This window comes from Janthinobacterium sp. GMG1 (assembly GCF_034427795.1).
Classification (GTDB): Bacteria; Pseudomonadota; Gammaproteobacteria; order Burkholderiales; family Burkholderiaceae_D; genus Janthinobacterium.
Genome location: NZ_JAXQNT010000002.1, coordinates 569,854 through 589,784 on the forward strand (window position 1 = coordinate 569,854; position 19,931 = coordinate 589,784).

A 19,931-nucleotide genomic window follows, 5' to 3' on the forward strand; every position below is an offset into this window, starting at 1 on the left:
ATTTGCCCATCATCGGGCTTTTGAAGCGCGCGCGACACGGGTACAATTGACCCCTTGAAATGCAGCACACGCACTATCCCCGGAAAAGGGCGAAGCATCGTCCCGTTTTCCCTAACAGCACGGCAAGCACGCCGATAGACGGCGCCATGTGCTTTGATTATTAAAGGTTTTCCATGAGTCTCCAATGCGGTATCGTCGGCTTGCCGAACGTCGGCAAGTCCACCCTGTTCAATGCCCTGACGAAAGCCGGCATCCCGGCTGAAAACTATCCGTTCTGCACCATCGAGCCGAACGTCGGCGTCGTCGAAGTGCCGGACCCACGCATGGATGCGCTGGCTGCCATCGTCAAGCCGGAACGCATGGTCAACGCCATCGTGGAATTCGTCGATATCGCCGGCCTGGTGGCTGGTGCATCGAAGGGCGAGGGCCTGGGCAACCAGTTCCTGTCGCACATCCGCGAAACGGACGCCATCGTCAACGTCGTGCGCTGCTTCGAAGATGACAACGTCATCCACGTGGCCGGCAAGATCAATCCGCTCGACGATATCGAAGTCATCCAGACCGAACTGGCACTGGCCGACATGGGCACCGTGGAAAAAGCCATCCACCGCGAAAACAAGAAAGCCCGTTCGGGCGACAAGGACGCGGCCAAGCTGCTGGCCATCATGGAACGCATGATGCCTTACCTGAACGATGCAAAGCCCGTGCGCGCCATGGGCCTGGACGCCGACGAAATGGAACTGATCAAGCCGCTGTGCCTGATCACGGCCAAGCCGGCCATGTTCGTGGCCAACGTGTCCGACACGGGCTTCACGAATAACCCGTTGCTGGACCAGCTGACGGCGTATGCGCAATCGCAAAACGCCCCTATCGTCGCCATCTGCGCCGCGCTGGAAGCGGAAATCGCCGACCTGGACGACGCCGACAAGGGCGCTTTCCTGGCCGACATGGGCATGGAAGAGCCAGGCCTGGACCGCCTGATCCGCGGCGCCTACAAACTGCTGGGTCTGCAAACCTACTTCACGGCTGGCGTGAAGGAAGTGCGCGCCTGGACCATCCATGTGGGCGACACGGCGCCGCAAGCAGCCGGCGTGATCCACACCGACTTCGAACGCGGCTTCATCCGCGCACAAACCATCGCCTATGACGACTTCATCGCCTACAAGGGCGAAGCGGGCGCCAAGGAAGCGGGCAAGATGCGCGCCGAAGGCAAGGAATACGTCGTCAAGGATGGCGACGTGCTGAACTTCCTGTTCAACGTCTAAGGACAGATGCTTGCTGGCGAGCGCCAGCAACATACTGCATTCGTCCATTGCGAAATGCCGCTCAGTGATCTGGGCGGCATTTTTTTGTCTGTGATGTGAAAGGCTTGCCATGCAGTCAGAGAAACAACCGCTCGTTTCCATTGTCATGGCCACGTATAACCGGAGCAATATCCTCGGGTATGCGATTCAATCGCTACTCGCCAGCACCGTGCAGGATTGGGAACTGATTATTGTCGGCGATTGCTGCACCGACGATACCGCCGAGGTGGTTGCCGCGTTCGGCGACGCGCGCATCCGCTTTGTGAATCTGGAAACCAATTACGGCGAACAGACGGGGCCCAACAATCTCGGCGTCAGCCTGGCGCGCGGCTCCTATCTCGCATTCCTGAACCACGACGACCTGTGGTTGCCCGATCATTTGCAAAGCAGTATCGATGTCCTCGAGCGCACCGGGGCTGACCTGGTTTTTGGCCAGGGACTGGTGGTCTTGCCAATGGAATATCACATGGTTGGGGCGCTGGCTGACGGTGTGCAGCCTTACCGTCCGTGGATGGACGTGCCGGCCACTCTGTGGGTCATGCGGCGTGAGCTGGCCCGGCAGATCGGCCCATGGCAGCCATCATGGGAAGTGCGGTGCTGGCCATCGCAAGCCTGGTTGCACCGCGTGTATCGCGCGGGCCGGCCTATGCTGGCCCATCCCCGCATCGGCGCCATCCTGATCCAGTCTGGCAGCCGCAGCAATGCCTATCTGGAGCGGCAGCACAGCGAGCATGCGTTCTGGTGGGAGCATATGCAAAATCCCGTGAATATTTTGCAAGCTGTCGCAACGCTATGCGGCAAGCTGAGTCGGGAGCGCTACATTTCTCCGGTCCAGTGTGCACTGCTTGCCATGAAAGCTTTGCTGCGGCGAATCTTTTATTCATTGGGCCTGTGGCCGCCACAACCCATCTATTGGCTCAAGTATTGGCGTAGAGGTACTTTTTTACGTGAATTGCGCCGCCGCCGGGGATTGAAGGAGATGCCGCGGCGATAGATAATGCGATTGCAATACATAAGAGCATTTTTATAAAATTTCTGGGGGTAGATCTGGTGGCTGAGAAAGATAACTGGTTGTTGGCTGGCGCGAAGCAGGATGGCGAAAGCATTACCAAGGAATGGAAGCCGACGACACCTTCCTTGATCGATGGTGTGATCTTTCAGGAAATCAAGCCTGTCTTGACGGCGTACGGCAGCCTGACTGAAATTTTCCGTACTGAATGGGTGCCCGATGCGGCGCAGATAGGCCAGATATTCGCCTCGACCCTGGAGCCGGGCGGACTGAGCGCCTGGCATGCGCATGCCATCACGACGGACCGCCTGTTCGTGGCGGCGGGCCAGATGCGCGTGGTGCTGTACGACGCGCGCGCGGATTCGCCGACCTTTGGCATGCTCAACGAATTCAAGCTGGGCACCAGGCGCCCCGGCCTGCTCGTCGTGCCGCCGCGCGTCTGGCATGGCGTGCAGAATTACTGCAGCACGCCGGCCATCCTTGTCAATGCGGTGGACCATGCGTATCGCTATGATGCGCCGGATCACTGGCGCGTGCCGGCCGATTCGGACACGGTGCCGTATCGTTTCTCCAACGACAGGCATGGCTGAAATGCCCTGCCCGGCTGAATGATGCGCCTGACCCGTCTCGCGGGTTTTTCAGCCGGCCCCATCTTGTCGCTGCTGTGCAGCCTTGCCACCGTGCCTGCCGTGGCCTGGCTGTTTCCGCCTGCCGACCTCGGCAAGCTGGATTTCTTCATGACCGCATGCACGGTGGCCGGTTTGCTGCTGTCGCTGGGGCTGGATAAGGTTTTCCTGCATGAATACCATTACAGCACCGCGCGTAGCGGCTTGCTGAAAGCGTGCCTGTTGCCGGCCCTGCTGCTCGCGCCCGTGGCCCTGGCCGTGATACTCGTGTTTGCCGCGCCGGTAGCACAACTGTTATTTGATGTGGCGCAACCTGCACTGGCTGTCCTGTTCGCTGCCGGCATGCTGAGCGCCCTGGCCAATCGCCTGATCGCGCAACTCTTCCGCATGCAGGAGCGCGCCTGGGTATTCAGCCTGGCGCAGGTATTGCCGAAAATGTCGCTGCTGTTGCTGCTGCCTGTCCTGTGGTGGGATCCGCAGCGCAATTTCGTGCACCTGGCAAGCCTGGTCGTGGCCAGCACCTGGCTGGTCACGCTATGGCTGCTGTGGCATGCGCGCGTATCGCTGGCGCAAGCGTGGAGCGCCGCCGTGGACCGGGTGCTGCTGCGGCGCCTGCTTTCCGAGGCGGCGCCCCTGCTGGTGAGCGCCATTGGCTACCTTTCCATGTTGTCGGCTGGCATGGGCTTGCTGCGTTTCTTTGCCGGCTTTGACGAACTCGGTATTTATGCGCTGGCCACGCGCGTGGCCGCCGGCGCTTGGCTGGTGCAGTCGATTTTTACGATTGTGTGGATACCGCAAGTACACAAATGGGCCGCGGCCGGCGGCGACCTGTCGAATATCGCGGCCATTTGCCGTCATGCGCAAGCCGTCGTGGTGGTGGGCTTTTGCCTGGCGGGCGCCCTGGCCTGGCTGATCGGTTGGGTCTTGCCTTCCAACTATCATGGCGTCGCCTACCTGGCGGTGGCCACCGTGGGACAGCCGCTGTTGTATGCGCTGGCCGAAGTGAGCGGTGTCGGCATCAATCTGGCCCGCCGTCCAGCATGCTCCATCGCCGCCTTTGCGGCAGGCTTGCTGGGCACCTTGCTGGCGGGCGCCGTGCTGGTGCCACGTTGTGGCGCCACGGGCGCCGCCGTCTCGCAGCTGCTGGGTTTCCTCGTGTATTTTGTTGTCAAGACGGAGCTGGGCATGCGCGTCTGGCGTCCGCTGCCGCGCCGTTCGCTGTACCTGAGCGCCTGCCTGCTGTCGCTGCTGGCGGCAGGCCACGCGTTTTTTGCCCAGCGCCTTGGGGTGCTTGCTCCGCTGGCGTGGGGCGTGCTGCTGGTGGCCGCACTGTACGTCTACCGGCCTTCGCTGCAGGCCGCGTTCAGGCTGCTCAAACCCGTCCGCCAGCAGGGCTGACAGCGTTTGCCGCCTGTCGCCGTCTTGCGTTTTCCTGCTTACTCCGCGTACAATGAGAATAATTCTCATTTATAATCCGATGCGCCTGTGCTTGCCGGCCGTTGGCGACAGGAAGGGTATCGTGAGCACCGCCGAGTTAGCGCTTCAGCAGCAAGTCAGCAGTCTGTACACCGACCACCATCACTGGCTGCGTGGCTTGCTGCGCCGTAAACTGGGCAATGCCTTCGATGCGGCCGACCTGGCGCACGATGTGTACCTGCACCTGATGAAGACGGGCAGGGTGCCGCCGGCCGGGGAGTCGCGCCGCCACCTTACGCAGATCGCCAACGGCATGGTCATCGACCTGTACCGCCGCCGCCAGATCGAAACGGCCTACCTGGAAGTGCTGGCCCTGGTGCCCGAAGCGCTGGCGCCGTCCGAGGAAGAGCGCGCGCTGGTGATCGAGGCGCTGACGGAAATCGACGCGGTGCTGCACCAGCTGCCCGCCAAGGCGCGCAAGGCCTTGCTGTTGTGCAAACTTGATGGCCTGAGTTACCGCGACATTGCCGCCGAATTGCAGGTGTCCGTCTCGTCCGTCGAAAAATACATCGCCGCCGGTTTGCTGGCCTGCTACCAGGCCATGCACGCCCAGGTAGCCTGAGCCATGGAGGTGGTGATTGCACCGGCCATCGTGCAGCAGGCAGCCCAGTGGATGGCGCGCCTGTGGTCCGATGACGCCAGCGACGCGGACCGGGATGCCTGTGCCCGCTGGTGTGCCGCCCATCCGCACCACGCCATCGCCTGGCAGCGTTTGCAGGCGTTCGAAGGCAAGCTGCACAGCGTGCCGCGCGACGCGGCCCGGCACGCGCTGCGCGAACCGGCGCCGGCCGCCTACCTGAACCGCCGCCGTGCCCTGAAACTGCTGGCCGTGTTGCTGCCCGTGGGCGGCATGGCGTACCTGCTGCGCGGCACGGATGCCTGGCAAGTGGCCACGGCAGGGCATAGCACCGACACGGGCGAGATCCGCGAGATGATCTTGCCTGACGGCACGCGCGTGATGCTCGCTTCCGCTTCCGCCATCGATGTGCGCTTCGATGCCAGCGAGCGCTTGCTGATCCTGCGCAGCGGCGAAATCCTCGTCACCACGGCGCACGATCCCGACCCGGCGCAGCGGCCTTTCCGCGTGCAGGGCCGCCACGGCACGGTGCAGGCGCTGGGTACGCGTTTTACCTTGCGGCAAGACGAATACACGTCGCGCGTGGCCGTCTTCGAGGGCGCCGTCGAAATACGCCTCGCGCATGCACCGGGCCACGCCGTGGGCATCGCCACTGGCTACAGTGCCATCTTCTCGGCGGACATCGTGCAATCGGCCGCCCCCGTGCCTGCCAGCGCGGCGGCCTGGACGAAGGGCGTGCTGGTGGCCGACAACATGCGCCTCGATGATCTGCTTGCGGAACTGGCCCGTTACCGCCCCGGCCTGCTGCGCTGTGACCCGGCCGTGGCCAGCCTGAGCGTCAACGGCGTGTTTTCCCTGCGCGACACGGACCGCGCGCTGCACAACCTGGCGCTGGCCTTGCCCGTGCAAATCGTTGCGCGCACGCGCTACTGGGTGACCGTCCAGGCCGCTGCCTGACTATTTCGCGGGCCTGATTGAGGGTTTTGCATTCTCGTTCGGGATATAGGGTGAGAGCCACCCTTATCCATTGAACTTATGCACGTTTTTTCCTGTTTCTCCCATGAGTAGCCCAAGCCGTCAAGCCGGCCCGATCAGCCGGATACTGCAGCCCATCCGCGGGCGCCTGATCGCCGCCGCCGTGCTGGCCGGCACGGGTTCCATGCTGACCCTGGTGCCGCTGGCCGGCATCGCGCAGCTCGCGCACATCGCCCTGAACCCCGCGCTGGCGCAGGGCGATGTGTGGCAGATCATCCTCGTCAGCGTCGCCTGCCTGTTTGCCGGCATGGCCCTGATCTCGCTGGGCGAGCTGGCCGCACACCTGGCCGACAACCGCCTCACCCATCAATTGCGCCTGCAAGCCATGCAGCGCCTGGGGCAGGTGCCGCTGGGCTGGTTCACCAGCCGCGCCTCGGGCGAGGTCAAGCAGGCGATGCAGGACGACATCAATACCTTGCACAGCCTTACCGCCCACTTCTATACGACGACGGGACGCGCTGTGGGCGCCATCGCCATCTCCGTCATTTACTTGTTCGCCATGGACTGGCGCCTGGCCATCGTTTCGATATTGCCATTTCCCGGCTTTTTCCTGTTCTTCGGCCGCGCCATGAAGGCCAGCGGCGGCAACATGGAACAATTCGTCGCCGGCATGGGACGCATCAACAATGCCGTGGTGGAGTTCGTCAACGGCATTCCCGTGGTCAAGGCCTTTGGCGCCACAGGACGCGCACACGGCAGCTACCGCGCGGCCGTCGATGCGTTTGCCGACGCGTTTGCCGCATTTACGCGTCCGCTGGTCGGTTCCATGGCCAACGCCAACGCGCTGATCGCGCCTGTCGCCGTGCTGGGCGTGGTGGTGCTTGCCGGCACGGCCTTCGTGGCCCTGGACTGGATGGCGCCCGTCGATATCCTGCCGTTCGCCCTCGTGGCGCCCGGCATTTCCGCACCGATGCTGCTGCTGCACTACCTCACGCATGACCTCAACAACGCCACGGGCGCGGCCCAGCGCGTGCAAGCCTTGCTCGATACGCCCGTGCTGGCGCAGCCGGCGCCCGGGCAGCAGCAGTTACCCATCGGCACGGAGATCCGCATGGAGAACCTGGGCTATGCCTACGATGGCCAGAACAAGGTGCTGTCGGACATCACGCTGACCTTGCAACCTGGCACCGTGACGGCCATCGTTGGCGCTTCCGGTTCCGGCAAGTCGACCCTGGCGCGGCTACTGCTGCGCTTTTTTGATCCGACCGAAGGACGCATCACCTTGGGTGGCGTCGACCTGCGGCACATCGCCACGCCCGAGTTGTACCGGCGCATCGGTTTCGTGCTGCAGGAAGTGCGGCTGATCCACGCCAGTGTGCGCGAAAACATCGCGCTGGGCCGGCCATCTGCCAGCACGCATGAGATCGAAGCGGCGGCGCGCGTGGCGAATATCCACGAGCGCATCCTGGCCTTGCCACGCGGCTACGATTCCGTCATCGGCGAGGATGCGCAACTGTCCGGCGGCGAGTTGCAGCGCGTGAGCATTGCCCGCGCCGTGCTGCTCGATCCAAACGTGCTGGTGCTCGATGAAGCGACGGCGGCGGCCGATGCGGAAAACGAAGTGGCGATCCAGGATGCGCTGTCGCGCTTTGCCCAGGGCCGCACCCTGCTGGTGATCGCGCACCGGCTCGACACCATCATGCATGCCGACAACATCGTAGTGGTCGAGAACGGCGTCATCGTCGAGCAGGGCAGCCATGCCGGCTTGCTTGCCCATCAGGGCCGCTATGCGCAACTGTGGGCGCTGGGCGGCTACCAAGCCACCTCGGAAGAAACGGTGCTGCCATGCTGAAAACATTCATTCAATTGCTGGGCGATGATGCACCCGTGTTCCGCCGTTATGTTGCCATGGCACTCGCGTATGGCGTGCTCAGCGGGCTGACGATCACGGCGCTGGTGCTGGCCCTGGGCCGGCTGCTGGCTGGCGACCTGGACGGCGCGGCCCTGTGGCTGCTGGTGCTGCTGGCCGGGCTGGTCGCCTGCTGGGCCTGGCGGCGCCAGGTGGAAAAGGCGGGCGTGCGCGTGGGCGTGACGGTCTTGCAGGGCGCGCGCCAGCGCCTGGGCGACCATGTGGCGCGCCTGCCCGTCGGCTGGTTCACGCCGGACAACACGGCGAAACTCGGTCACGTCATTACGCAAGGCATGATGAATGTGGCGCAACTGCCTGCCCATGTGCTCACACCCGTCATCTGCGGCGCCGTCACGCCCGTCGTGATGGCCGCTGCGCTGTTTGCGCTGCACTGGCAGCTGGGTCTCATCGCGCTGCTGGCGCTCCCCCTGCTGGCCGGCGCCTTGCGGCTCACGGCATACCTGGGCCAGCGCGCGGACGATGCCTACCACCATCATTTTGCCCAGACCAGCCAGCGCCTTGTGGAGTTTGCGCAAGCCCAGTCGGTACTGCGTGCATTTAACGGTGAAAATGTGGATGGTGGCACGCGTTTCCTCAAGCAAGCCATCGACGCGCAGCGCCACTCAGGCACGCGGCTGATCTATCTTTCCGCGCTGTCTTCCGTGCTCAATGCCTGGACCGTGCAAGCCATCTTCGCCGCCTTGCTGGCCGCCGCCGCGAGCCTGCTCGGTACGGTAGCGGTGGCAGACGCCATCGCCATCATCGTGGCCTTGCTGCTGGTGGTGCGCTTTGTCGACCCGCTGCAGGAAGTGGCCAGCTATGGCGAAGTGCTGCGCGGCGCGCGCGGTCCGCTCGATGCGGCGCGCGATATCTTTGCCGTGAAACCGCTGCCGGAGGTACACGAGCCGCAAGCGCCGCGCGATGGTTCCGTTGAGTTGCGCGACGTGGCTTTCCGCTATGCACAGGATCAGCCCGACGTCTTGACGGACATCAACCTGTACATCGCGCCGGGCAGCATGACGGCGCTGATCGGCGCCTCCGGCTCCGGCAAGACGACCCTGGTACGCCTGATGGCGCGCTTCTTTGACGCCAGTGCAGGCACGGTGCAGGTGGGCGGCGTCGATGTGCGGAATATGTCCAGCGAGCAATTGGCTGGCCAGATCAGCCAGATTTTCCAGGACAGTTATTTGTTCCAGGGCAGCATCGGCGACAACATCCGCATCGGCAAACCGGATGCGACCGAGGCCGAGGTGCTGGAAGCGGCGCGCCAGGCGGGCGTGGCCGAGATCATCGCCCGCTTGCCGCAGGGACTCGATACCCTGGTCGGCGAGGGCGGCGCGCGCCTGTCCGGCGGCGAACGCCAGCGCATCGCGATTGCCCGCGCGCTGGTCAAGGATGCACCGATTCTGCTGGTCGATGAAGCGACGGCCGCGCTCGACGCGGAAAACCAGGCCGCCATCGCCGAAGCGCTGGCGCGGCTGCGCGGCAAGCGCACGGTGATCGTCATCGCCCACCAGCTGTCGACGGTGGCCATGGCCGACCAGATCGTCGTGCTCGATGGCGGCATGCTCCGTGAGCAGGGCGCGCCAGCCACCTTGCGTGAGCAGGGTGGCCTGTATGCCCAATTCCTGGCCCAGCGCCAGGCGGCCAAGGGCTGGCGCATCGCCGCGCCCGCGCCGGAGTCCGGCATTTGACACACGCGCGGCTGTTTTCCCTGTTCTTTCTGCTGTGCGGTGCTTCGCTGCTGGTGGGCGCCAGGCAGATGGAGTGGGCACAGCTGTTGTCCTCGTCCGACGCGCTGTCCGCCGATGCCTGGCTGACCCTGACGGCCAGCCGGCTGCCCCGCCTGGCGGCGCTGGTGCTGACAGGTGTCGGCCTGTCCGTGTGCGGCGTCATCCTGCAGCACATCGTGCGCAACAAATTCGTCGAGCCGGCCACCTCGGGCGGCCTCGACGCGGCCAAGCTGGGCATCCTCGTGGCGCTGACCGTTGTGCCTGCGGCGGGTACGGCCGGCAAGATGGCGTTCGCGCTGGCCTTCTGCCTTGCCGCCAGCGTACTGTACGTGGCCCTGATCCGCCGCATCCGCTTCAAGAACACAATCCTGGTGCCTGTCATCGGTCTCGTGTATGGCGGCGTGCTCGGCGCCGTGGCCGAGTTTTATGCCTATCGCAACAATATGTTGCAAAGCATGCAGGGCTGGCTGCTCGGCGATTTTTCCCGCATCGTGCAGGGCAACTATGAAATCATTTATCTGATCCTGCCCATCGTTGTCCTCACGTATGTGTACGCGCAGCGTTTTACCGTGCTGGGCATGGGAGAGGGCATGGCTACCAGCCTGGGCCTGAACTATGCGGGCACAGTGGCGCTGGGCCTGATGCTGGTGGCCGTCACGGTGGCGGCCACGGTGATCACGGTAGGGGCGATTCCGTTTGTCGGCCTCGCCATCCCCAACCTGGTGGCCTTGCGCTACGGCGACAATCTGGGCCGCACCTTGCCCCTCGTCGCCCTGTGCGGCGCGTCGCTGCTGCTGGCCTGCGACATCGCCGGGCGCTTGCTGATCTACCCGTTCGAAGTGCCGATTGGCCTGACGGCGGGCGGCGTGGGTGGGCTGCTGTTCCTCATATTGATCATCCGGGGGCGGCGATGAGGCGGCTATTCAAGCAGCGGACGCTGTGGCTCGCCGTGCTTGTTTTGGCCGTGGTGTTCCTCCTCCTCGGCGCGAACTTCGATGTCGATTACATCATCCCCAAGCGCCTCTCTCGCCTGGCCGCCATCGCCATCGGCGGCGTTTGCGTGGCCGTGTCCTCGATCGTGTTCCAGACCATCGCCGGCAACCGGATACTGACGCCGGCCGTCATGGGTTACGAAGCCGTGTACCTGCTGCTGCAATCGTTGCTGATCCTGGCGATGGGCATGCACAGCGTAGTGCTGCTGGGACAGAACGGCAATTTTGTCGTGTCCATCGCGTTGATGCTCGCGTATTCCTGGGCCATCCACTATTGGCTTTTTCGTGATGGCAAGAACAACGTGTATTTCCTGTTGCTGCTGGGATTCGTGCTGACGATGGTGATCGGCACATTTACCCAGTTCATCCAGCTGCGCATCAGTCCGGGCGAGTTCGCCATCTTGCAAGGCTTCAGCCAGGCCTCGTTCAACAAGGCGCAGCCCGCACAATTGCTGACCTCGGCCGTGCTGGCGGGCGCCGCCTGCATGGCCGTGCTGAAAACCTTGCCGGCGCTCGACGTGCTGGCGCTGGGGCGCGAACAGGCGATCTCGCTCGGTGTCGACTACCGGCGCATGGTGCAGCTGCAACTGGCCCTGATCGCCATGCTGGTGGCGGTGTCGACGAGCTTGCTGGGCCCCACGGCCTTCATGGGTATCTTTGTGGCGAACACAACGTATGCTCTGGCCCGCACGGCGCGCCACCGCGTCACCTTGCCGCTGGGCTGCGCCATCGCCATCGCCATCTTCCTGGCCGCCCAGTTGCTGGTCGAGCACGTTTTCAATTACCGGACCACGGTCGGCATCCTCGTCAATCTGGTGTGTGGCGCGTATTTCCTCGCGCTCATGGTCCGCACCCGAGGCACCGCATGATCCACGTCAAACAGATTGAAAAAAGCTACGGCGCCAGGTGCGTGCTGGACAAGGTCAGCGCGCAGTTTCCCAAGGGAAAAGTGACTTCCCTGATCGGCCCGAATGGCGCCGGCAAGACCACCTTGCTGATGCTCATCGCGCGCCTGCAGGAAGCGAATGGCGGCGAGATCACGATAGACGGGCGTAGCATCGCGGCCATCAAGATCCAGGACTATGCGCGGCAAGTGGCCACCTTGCGCCAGTCGCCCGATTTTCACTTGCGCCTGACGGTGGAAGAGCTGGTCGCCTTTGGCCGCTTTCCCTACAGCCGAGGTAGCTTGACAGCGCAGGACCGGCAAGCGATCGATGACGCCATCGCCTTTTTGTCGCTGGAAAATTTGCGCGCCGCCTACGTCGATGAACTGAGCGGCGGCCAGCGGCAGATGGCCTTCCTGGCCATGACGATCGCCCAGCAGACGGATATTTTGCTGCTCGACGAGCCGCTCAACAACCTCGACATGAAACACGCCGTGCAGATCATGCGCGCGCTGCGCCGCCTGTGCGACGAGCAGGGCCGCACCGTGATCCTGGTGATCCACGACATCAATTTCGCAGCCAATTATTCCGACCACATCGTCGCCATGCAGGGTGGCACCGTGCGCTTCAGTGGCCCCGCGCATGAGGTCGTCACCGAGGAGCGCTTGCGCGCGCTGTACGACATCGATTTTCACATTGTGCGCAATGAGCGCGGCTGCGTCTGTAATTACTTTACCCCCACAGGAGCTTGAGATGATCTGGAACAAACCCCGTCTGGCAATCGCCGTGCTGCTCGCCGCCATGGCCGCCCTGCAAGGCTGCACCGACAAGAGCACGACGACGGCAGCAGCGCCTGCCTCGGCGTTTACTCCGATCACAATCGAGCACAAGCTGGGCACGACGGTGATCAAACAGCGTCCGCAGCGCGTGGCCGTGCTGGACATGAACGAAGTTGATTTTCTCGACCAGCTGGGCGTGCCAGTGGCCGGCATGGTGAAGGATTACGTGCCGCATTTCCTCACCCGCTACAAGGATGACCAGGCCATCCGCGACCTGGGCGCCATCGTGCAGCCCAATCTCGAGCATATCCATGCGCTCCAGCCCGATCTGATACTGATGACGTCGATCCAGGCCAACCATTACAAGGAACTGAGCCAGATCGCGCCGACCTTGCATTTCGACGTGGATTACCAGAACAGCGAGAGCAAGCACATCGAGGTGGTCAAGCAACACTTGCTGACCCTGGGCCGCATCTTCGGCAAGGAAGACCTCGCCAGCCAGAAAGCGCAGGAGCTTGACGCGAAGGTGGCGGACGCGCGCAAGGTGACGCAGGAACGTCCCGAGAAGGCGCTGATCGTCTTGCACAACAATGGCGCCTTCAGTTCATTCGGCGTGCAGTCGCGCTACGGTTTTGTCTTCGATGCGCTGGGCGTGAAACCTGCCAGTTCGGCCATCGAAGCGGGCTTGCATGGCCAGCCGATTTCCAGCGAGTTCATCCAGCAAGCCAACCCCGACATCATCTATGTGGTGGACCGCACGGCCGTGATGGAACACCGTCCCGTCATGACGGCCGAGCAGATGGCCAATCCGCTGCTGCGCCAGACCAATGCCTGGAAGAACGGCCGCGTGGTCTTCGTCGATGCGGACGCCTGGTACATCACGGCGGCCAGCGTGACGTCGCTGAAGCGGGTGATCGACGATGTGCTCAGGGGCTATCAATAATCTAAGTTATTTTTGTAATGATTCGTATTTGCATTGAGGGTTTTGCCTTTTCGTTCGGGAGATAGGGTGAGAACAAGCAATCATCCCCTCTGAAAGGATTTACCGTATGACACACCGCATGGCAACGCGCCACCTTCCCGCCTTGAATTTGAGCCGCATCGCCACCGCCGCGCAACTGGCGCTCATCACGGGCTTGACCGTGGGGGCGCTGGGCGTGGCGGCTCCGCCGGTCTTTGCACAAGCGGGGGCGGGGCAGGCCCGGCAAGCGTTCAGCGTGCCGGCCGGCTCGCTGGGCCAGGCGCTCAATACCTTTGCCGCCGAGGCGGGCGTGGAATTGACGGTCGAGGCTAGCCTGCTGCAAGGCAAGAACAGCGCCGGCTTGTCCGGCAGTTACAGCGTGCCCGAAGGCTTTTACGAATTGCTGCGCGGCCACGGCTTGCAAGCCGTGCGCGAGGGTAATGGCAGCTATACCTTGCGCCGCGAACCGGCGCACAGCGCCGCCGCCGAGGCCGCCGCGACCATGCCGGCCGTGACGGTGTGGGGCAAGGGCAACACGGTGACAGATGCCTATGCAGGCGGGCAAGTGGCGTCCGGTGGCCGCGTGGGATTCCTGGGCGACAAGGATTTCATGGAAACCCCGTTCAACACCATCAGCTATACGGATAAATTCATCGAAGACCGCCAGGCGCGCGACATCACCGATGTGATTTCCGCCACCGACCCTACCGTTTTCAGCAGCGGCATGACGGGCATCATCGGCGAGAACTATTCGATACGGGGCTTCAGCTCGAATATCGGCGATGTGGCGTTTGGCGGGCTGTACGGCATCTCGCCCTACTACCGCACCTCGCCTGAAATGTTCGAGCGCATCGAGGTGCTGAAGGGACCGTCAGCATTGCTCAATGGCATGCCACCGGGCGGCTCGGTAGGCGGCAGCATCAACCTCGTGCCCAAGCGCGCGGGTGACGTGCCGTTGGCGCGCGTGACGGCATCGTATATGTCGGATTCGCAGTTCGGTGGGCATGTTGATCTGGGTCAGCGCTTTGGCGAGCATAAACAGTTCGGCATCCGCGTCAACGGCGTCTACCGCGATGGCGACGGCGCCATCGACCACCAGAAAAAGAAGACCCGGCTCGTTTCCGTGGGCCTGGACTGGCGTGGCAACGGCGCGCGCCTGTCCGCCGACCTGTATCACAGCGAGGACCGCGCCGATGGTTTGAACCGGGGCGTCAACCTGGCCCCCGGCTTGCCCGTGCCGCGTCCGCCGAAAGCGGAAACCTTGTTGAATCCCAGCTGGGCGTTTTACGATACCAAGGACAAGGGCGCCATGCTGCGTGGCGAGCTGGACTTGAACGCGCAGGTGATGGCGTATGCCGCCGTGGGCGCCAGCCGGGCCGATTACCAGTCGACGGGCGCGTACCTGATCCAGGTGTTCAACACGGCAGGCGACTACCGCACCAATCTTGCCGACCTGGGTTTTGACGTGGAAAAGCAGTCGGCGGAAATTGGTTTGCGGGGCAAGCTGCGCACGGGCGACATCGGCCATCAATGGGCCGTCAACGCCACGTATTATCACCACACGGACAAGCAGTACGGGCGCCGTAATACCCTGGCGAAAGACTGGATCACGAATATCTATAACCCCGTCTGGGGACCGGCGACGCGCTTCGAGGCGCCGCAAATTTCCAAGGCGGAACTGCGCCTGGCCAGTGTCGGCCTGGTCGACACGCTTTCTTTTGCGCAAGATACCGTGCAGCTGACGGTGGGCTTGCGCCGCCAGGAAGTACTCAGCGATAACTTCAACATCAAGACGGGCGCGCGCACCTCGCGCTATGACGAAGGCGCCACCACGCCGGCCGTCGCCCTGCTGGTCAAGGCCAGCAAGACTATCTCTCTGTACGGCAACTACATCGAAGGCTTGAGCCAGGGCGCCACGGCGCCGCTGACGGCGGCCAACTCGGGCGAAGTCTTTGCGCCCTACAAGTCGAAGCAGGCGGAGCTTGGCGTCAAGGTCGACCTGGGCGAGTTCGCGCATACGCTCAGCTTGTATGAAATCAAGCGGCCCAGCAGCTATGTCGATCCAGTCAGCAATCTCTTTTCCTTCGGTGGCGAACAGCGCAACCGTGGCGTCGACTGGGGCTTCTTCGGTTCGCCCCTGCGCGATGTGCGCCTGATGGGCGGCGTGGCGTATGTCGACCCCGTCTTGAGCAAGACCGTGGGCGGCAGCAACCAGGGCAAGCAGGCCACGGGCGTGCCCAAGCTGCAAGCCAAGCTGGGCGTCGAGTGGGATACGCCCGCCATCCCCGGCGTGACCCTGACGGCGAACGCGACGGCGGCATCGAAGCAATACATCAATGCCGACAATTCGATGTCCGTGCCGGGCCGCACCGTGTTTGACCTGGGCGCCCGCTATGCGACGCAGGCGGCTGGCCGGCCCCTGACCGTGCGCGCCAGCGTGACGAACGTCGGCAACCGGGCGTACTGGGCGCTGCCGCAATGGACCAGCCTGGGCCTGGGCGCACCGCGCACTTTCATGCTGTCGGTGACCATGGATTTCTGACGGTGGTTTGTCGCACCTGCTGTTTGACAATGCCCCGCCTGTACGGGGCATTGTCGTTCTCGGGCCACGGTGCATGTTCAGATCGGCTTTCGGAGTTGGCTCAAGAAATACCGCTGCCGCAGCTGATAAAAATCAAAACCAGAAGGCGCGCAGCGCCAGGATTGGTGTTACTATTTTTCGAATGTTTGTGAAAAAACTATGCCTGTAGTGTGTGCATGCGAAGTTGCACGCTATTTTGCAGGAACCGATATCGTTGGGATTTGGCTGCTTGCAGCCAGGAGCAAGACGTCAAAGGGCTAACCATGGTGATGACTTCCTTAGAGCAAACGCAATGCCAGATATTTTTGGAGGGAGAGGGTGACCGCTGGTTTGACCGCAATAGATCGACATTGAACCAGCAGAAGTCATTCTACGAGAACGAAACGATCAAGCGCGTCCTGGGCAGTCATCGTGAGCGTATCGGGCATATCCTCGAAATCGGCTGTGGCAACGGCGTCAAACTGGCGGATCTCTGCCAGTTTTTTGCTGCGCAGGGCCATGGTATCGATCCTTCTTCCGAGGCTGTGCGCGAAGGCATGGATAAATTTCCGAATGTTAACGTTCACCTGGACGTCTCTATCGCGTCGCACATTCCGCACGGCGATGCCAGCATGGATTTGGTGTACTTTGGTTTTTGCCTGTACCTGGTAGACCGGACGGAAATTCTCAAGGCGGTTGCCGAGGCCGATCGGGTATTGAAGAGTGGTGGATTTCTGGCCATCCTGGACTTTGATCCAGGCAATCGTCATAAGCGGGCCTATCATCACAAGCCTGGCCTCTTTTCCTACAAAACGTCCTATGCTGATTTCTTTACCGCCAGCGGTCATTATTATCTGGTCGCCAAAGACAGCTTTTCCCATAGCGAACATGCCTTTTCGCTCGACAGCGATGAGCGCGTTTCCATCTGCATCCTCTATAAAGAACCCGAGCCCTATGGCAAGGACTGACAAGGCTGTCCTTAACGGGTGAAATGGTTGGCGGCCGTGCCCTGGCACTGCGAGCACAGGCGTTACCACATCGCGAGATGCCGCAGACTGCATCCGTTGTTCTGCTCTCCCTCCATTCGGTCGGCTCGTCCAGTATCCGGCTTTCCATTGGCTGGTGCATGCTTCTTATTTTTCCAGACGTTTTGCAATCCAATGACCGAGTGAGATCAAGGGCGTTTCTATGAGCTTGTACATGAGAAATGCAAGAAGTACGGTGGCGACTGTTATTGCTATTCGATAACTTTCAGCCCAGTGGTCCGGTAGCTCGAACTCGACCTTCCATTTGTTACGCCCGAGTTCCATGAAAATGACCCAGTGAACCAGATAGAGCGAGAATGATGCGTTGCCAATGGCGATCTGAACTTTGTGTATCTGCTGTGCCAAAAGCTATCTTTGTTGTTGGCATTCAATTTCTCCGAATTCAGGAAGGCCATAATTAACAGGGCTGAGCATATGCTCGTTCCCAATGTGGTGATCAAGGTGTTCCAGCTTGCATTCGGCCAGCCCAACATGTTTTCCCAAAGGAAAAATACAATAGCAGAGGCAAGCAGCGGCCCGGCTGATTTGAATTTCAAAAGGCGATCTTGATTTTTGTAAATCAAAATTCCTGTTAGGAAGTTAATGTGAGTTGGAGGCAATAAATGGTAATCCCAGAAAGGTTGGAGTGTGCCATGGTTAATCAGGATGGGTAAAGCCAGACCGATTCCGCCAAGCAAGGCGAGAATGATGATTAATGTTATAAAGCTGGAAAAATATAAAACAATTGCACTCAGGAGATAGAATATTATTTCATGCTCCAGTGTCCAGCCGACGGCGTAGGGTGGATGATTTTCCAGAGGGAAGATGGTAAAAGACTTGATGATTTCCGAAATTCCCAGCTCGCCGCCGCCAAGGTTGTAATCGTGGCATATTTGCAGATAGATAGCCAGGCCGCAAAATATCCAGTATAGGGGATAAATTCTGAAGAAGCGTCTTGTTAAAAAAGATGCTGCTTGAATTTCCCCCTTGCTTGCGATATGGGCAATGATGAAGCCACTGACGACAAAAAAGAGATCGACGCCGAGATAGCCTCATTTATAAATAAATGGAAGAGTGACTTTATACTGGTCCGGGAAGGAAGCGACGACAAAATGAGAATGAAACATCACGACGGACAGCGCTGCAATTGCTCTAATTATCTGAATTGAGGAGAATTTCTGAAGCATTGGTGCAGTCTGTCAGTTGTGGGGACATGATTATAGTAAGGTCTTGAGGAATAAGCTAACCCTTAATTCCTTGTTATAGAAGAAAGAAATGCACATGCGGCGATGTGGTTTTTTTCAATCCCAGCTGTCGATTGCCTTATTCATCGCTGGTGTAGGCGATGCCTTGCACTGCTTATGACCGGGTTGGCTAGCCACCGTTGGCAGCGATTCCAGATGGACTAACGCGCCCAGCGCCCTCGCTTGATGCCAGCCCAGTTCATTGCGCACGGCCAGGGCTTCTGTCGCCTTGCCCTGGCGTTCATACTGGTCGATCAGCGCCTTGTCGCTGAGCGCGCTTGATTGACCGCTTTTCTTTGCCAGCGCGATGGCCTGGCGGAAATGAAATTCGGCCGCATCGTAGCGGCAGGCCCCGCTGGCGGCGCGTCCCGCCTGGTGGTGCAGGTGAGCTTGCCAGGCGGCATCTCCGTGACCCAGTTCGGCATTGTCGGCCGCGGCCGCGTAACTGCGCATGGCCCGCTCCCAGTCGCCCTGGCTGGCCGCCTCCTGCGCGAACTGTTCCTGTTGCGCCGCCGTGCGCAGTTCGATTTGCGTGGAGCAGGCGCTCAGCGCCATCAGGACGAGCGGCAGGACGAGGCAGGCGCGGAGGGGGAGTAGTGTGGACATGGCGCCACTGTAGCGCATGGGAAGGCGCACACGTTTGCGCGGGACGCATGAATTGGGGGATTCGTGCGGCACTGATGACATATAATTTGCACACGACTTTGTTATTTTTGACAGTACACCTCACGGGAGCACCATGTTTTCACGCAAATTCCATTCTTGTGCACAGCTGATGCTGGCTACCATGCTGATGGGCTTTATCGCCGCGTCCCCCGCGCGCGCGCAGCAGGCGGCCGTCAAATTGCCGAATGTGGTGATTCTGGCCACGGGCGGCACCATCGCCGGCAGCGGCGCCGACAGCACCACCACCGTCGGCTACACCTCGGCCACCGTGGGCGTCGAGCGCCTGATCGCGGCCGTGCCGGAATTGAAAAAAGTGGCGAACGTGAAAGGCGAGCAAGTGTTCCAGATCGCCAGCGAAAGCATGGGCAATAGCCACTGGCTGGCCCTGGCCAAGCGCATCAACGTGCTGCTGGCCTCGAACGATGTCGATGGCGTGGTCGTGACGCACGGCACCGACACCATCGAGGAAACGGCGTATTTCCTGAACCTGACCGTGAAAAGCCACAAGCCGGTCGTCGTGGTGGGCGCCATGCGTCCGTCGACGGCCATCTCGGCTGACGGTCCGATCAACCTGTACAACGCCGTGATGCTGGCAGGCAGCAAGGAAGCCGTGGGCAAGGGCGTGCTGGTGGCCTTGAACGACCAGATCAACGCTGCGCGCGAAGTGACTAAAACCAACACTTCGACCACCGACACCTTCAAGTCGCCGGAACTGGGCATGCTCGGCTATATCCAGGGCAGCAAGGCCTTTTTCTACCGCCAGTCGACGCGCAAGCACACCTTGGAATCGGAATTTGACATCAGCAAGCTCGATGCCCTGCCGCAAGTGGACATTGTGTATGGCTACGCCAACATGAACCGTGTCGGCATGGACGCCTTCATTGCCGCCGGCGCCAAGGGCATCATCCACGCGGGCGTGGGCGATGGCAGCGTGGCCGCGCAAATGAAACCGGCCCTGGTGGAAGCGCGCCAGAAGGGCGTGCTGATCGTGCGTTCGAGCCGTGTTGGCCAGGGCATCGTGGCGCGCAATGGCGAAGCCAACGACGATGAACTCGACAGTGTCGTGTCCGACACCCTGAACCCGCAAAAAGCCCGTATCCTGCTGATGCTGGCTTTGACCAAAACGAATAGCACGCAAGAAATCCAGCGTATTTTCTACACGTATTGATCCTTCTCATGCCAGGCCAGCCTTATTGGCTGAGCCTGGCCGA

At 61.5% G+C, this 19,931-nt stretch carries 17 protein-coding genes and 1 pseudogene; 15 read left to right on the forward strand and 3 right to left on the reverse strand.

Annotation, left to right across the window (positions count from 1 at the left end; all coding sequences use genetic code 11):
- Positions 1-173: 173 nt before the first annotated feature.
- The 14 genes from ychF to SJI03_RS07650 all read left to right on the forward strand — a co-directional run bounded on the left by ychF (position 174) and on the right by SJI03_RS07650 (position 16,753).
- Positions 174-1,265 carry a redox-regulated ATPase YchF gene (ychF, locus tag SJI03_RS07585; RefSeq protein WP_034778348.1) on the forward strand — a complete coding sequence of 364 codons (1,092 nt, stop codon included), beginning with the start codon at positions 174-176 and terminating at the stop codon, positions 1,263-1,265.
- A gap of 109 nt (positions 1,266-1,374) precedes the next feature.
- A complete protein-coding gene (locus SJI03_RS07590; protein ID WP_322426710.1) occupies positions 1,375-2,298 on the forward strand; it encodes a glycosyltransferase family 2 protein in 924 nt (307 codons plus the stop codon).
- A 56-nt stretch (positions 2,299-2,354) separates the two neighbouring features.
- Entirely contained in the window at positions 2,355-2,903 is a 549-nt protein-coding gene (locus tag SJI03_RS07595; RefSeq protein WP_322426711.1) for a dTDP-4-dehydrorhamnose 3,5-epimerase family protein, read from the forward strand.
- A gap of 18 nt (positions 2,904-2,921) precedes the next feature.
- Positions 2,922-4,337, forward strand: coding sequence for a lipopolysaccharide biosynthesis protein (locus SJI03_RS07600; protein WP_322426712.1), 1,416 nt, complete (start codon positions 2,922-2,924; stop codon positions 4,335-4,337).
- A 121-nt stretch (positions 4,338-4,458) separates the two neighbouring features.
- Positions 4,459-4,977, forward strand: a complete 519-nt coding sequence (locus SJI03_RS07605) for a sigma-70 family RNA polymerase sigma factor (protein ID WP_099378628.1) — start codon at positions 4,459-4,461, stop codon at positions 4,975-4,977.
- 3 nt (positions 4,978-4,980) lie between these two features.
- Positions 4,981-5,949, forward strand: a complete 969-nt coding sequence (locus tag SJI03_RS07610; protein WP_322426713.1) for a FecR domain-containing protein — start codon at positions 4,981-4,983, stop codon at positions 5,947-5,949.
- 103 nt (positions 5,950-6,052) lie between these two features.
- A complete protein-coding gene (locus tag SJI03_RS07615) occupies positions 6,053-7,819 on the forward strand; it encodes an ABC transporter ATP-binding protein (protein ID WP_322426714.1) in 1,767 nt (588 codons plus the stop codon).
- Positions 7,813-9,570 carry an ABC transporter ATP-binding protein gene (locus SJI03_RS07620; RefSeq protein WP_322426715.1) on the forward strand — a complete coding sequence of 586 codons (1,758 nt, stop codon included), beginning with the start codon at positions 7,813-7,815 and terminating at the stop codon, positions 9,568-9,570. The genes SJI03_RS07615 and SJI03_RS07620 overlap by 7 nt, the downstream gene beginning before the upstream one ends.
- A complete protein-coding gene (locus SJI03_RS07625) occupies positions 9,567-10,523 on the forward strand; it encodes an ABC transporter permease (RefSeq protein ID WP_322426716.1) in 957 nt (318 codons plus the stop codon). Before SJI03_RS07620 ends, SJI03_RS07625 begins: the two co-directional genes overlap by 4 nt.
- Positions 10,520-11,470, forward strand: a complete 951-nt coding sequence (locus SJI03_RS07630) for an iron chelate uptake ABC transporter family permease subunit (protein ID WP_322426717.1) — start codon at positions 10,520-10,522, stop codon at positions 11,468-11,470. Before SJI03_RS07625 ends, SJI03_RS07630 begins: the two co-directional genes overlap by 4 nt.
- Complete coding sequence (locus SJI03_RS07635; RefSeq protein ID WP_322426718.1) at positions 11,467-12,237, forward strand: ABC transporter ATP-binding protein; 771 nt, start codon at positions 11,467-11,469, stop codon at positions 12,235-12,237. The genes SJI03_RS07630 and SJI03_RS07635 overlap by 4 nt, the downstream gene beginning before the upstream one ends.
- A gap of 1 nt (position 12,238) precedes the next feature.
- Entirely contained in the window at positions 12,239-13,207 is a 969-nt protein-coding gene (locus tag SJI03_RS07640; protein WP_416208731.1) for a siderophore ABC transporter substrate-binding protein, read from the forward strand.
- 106 nt (positions 13,208-13,313) lie between these two features.
- Positions 13,314-15,767 carry a TonB-dependent receptor gene (locus SJI03_RS07645; protein WP_322426719.1) on the forward strand — a complete coding sequence of 818 codons (2,454 nt, stop codon included), beginning with the start codon at positions 13,314-13,316 and terminating at the stop codon, positions 15,765-15,767.
- Between the two features lie 302 nt (positions 15,768-16,069).
- Entirely contained in the window at positions 16,070-16,753 is a 684-nt protein-coding gene (locus tag SJI03_RS07650; protein ID WP_322426720.1) for a class I SAM-dependent methyltransferase, read from the forward strand.
- A 165-nt stretch (positions 16,754-16,918) separates the two neighbouring features.
- Here SJI03_RS07650 and SJI03_RS07655 read toward each other — a convergent pair whose 3' ends face one another.
- From SJI03_RS07655 to SJI03_RS07660, 3 genes and pseudogenes are all read right to left on the reverse strand, one after another.
- The gene (locus tag SJI03_RS07655) at positions 16,919-17,176 is read right to left on the reverse strand and encodes a hypothetical protein (protein ID WP_322426721.1); all 258 of its coding nucleotides are present in this window, start codon (positions 17,174-17,176) and stop codon (positions 16,919-16,921) included.
- Between the two features lie 44 nt (positions 17,177-17,220).
- Positions 17,221-17,844: pseudogene (locus tag SJI03_RS28935) on the reverse strand (acyltransferase family protein); the annotation flags it as partial.
- A gap of 267 nt (positions 17,845-18,111) precedes the next feature.
- Positions 18,112-18,660 carry a hypothetical protein gene (locus SJI03_RS07660; RefSeq protein WP_322426722.1) on the reverse strand — a complete coding sequence of 183 codons (549 nt, stop codon included), beginning with the start codon at positions 18,658-18,660 and terminating at the stop codon, positions 18,112-18,114.
- Positions 18,661-18,793: 133 nt separating this feature from the next.
- Between SJI03_RS07660 and SJI03_RS07665 the strand changes: the two genes are divergently transcribed.
- Entirely contained in the window at positions 18,794-19,888 is a 1,095-nt protein-coding gene (locus SJI03_RS07665) for a type II asparaginase (RefSeq protein ID WP_099378482.1), read from the forward strand.
- Positions 19,889-19,931 lie beyond the last annotated feature (43 nt).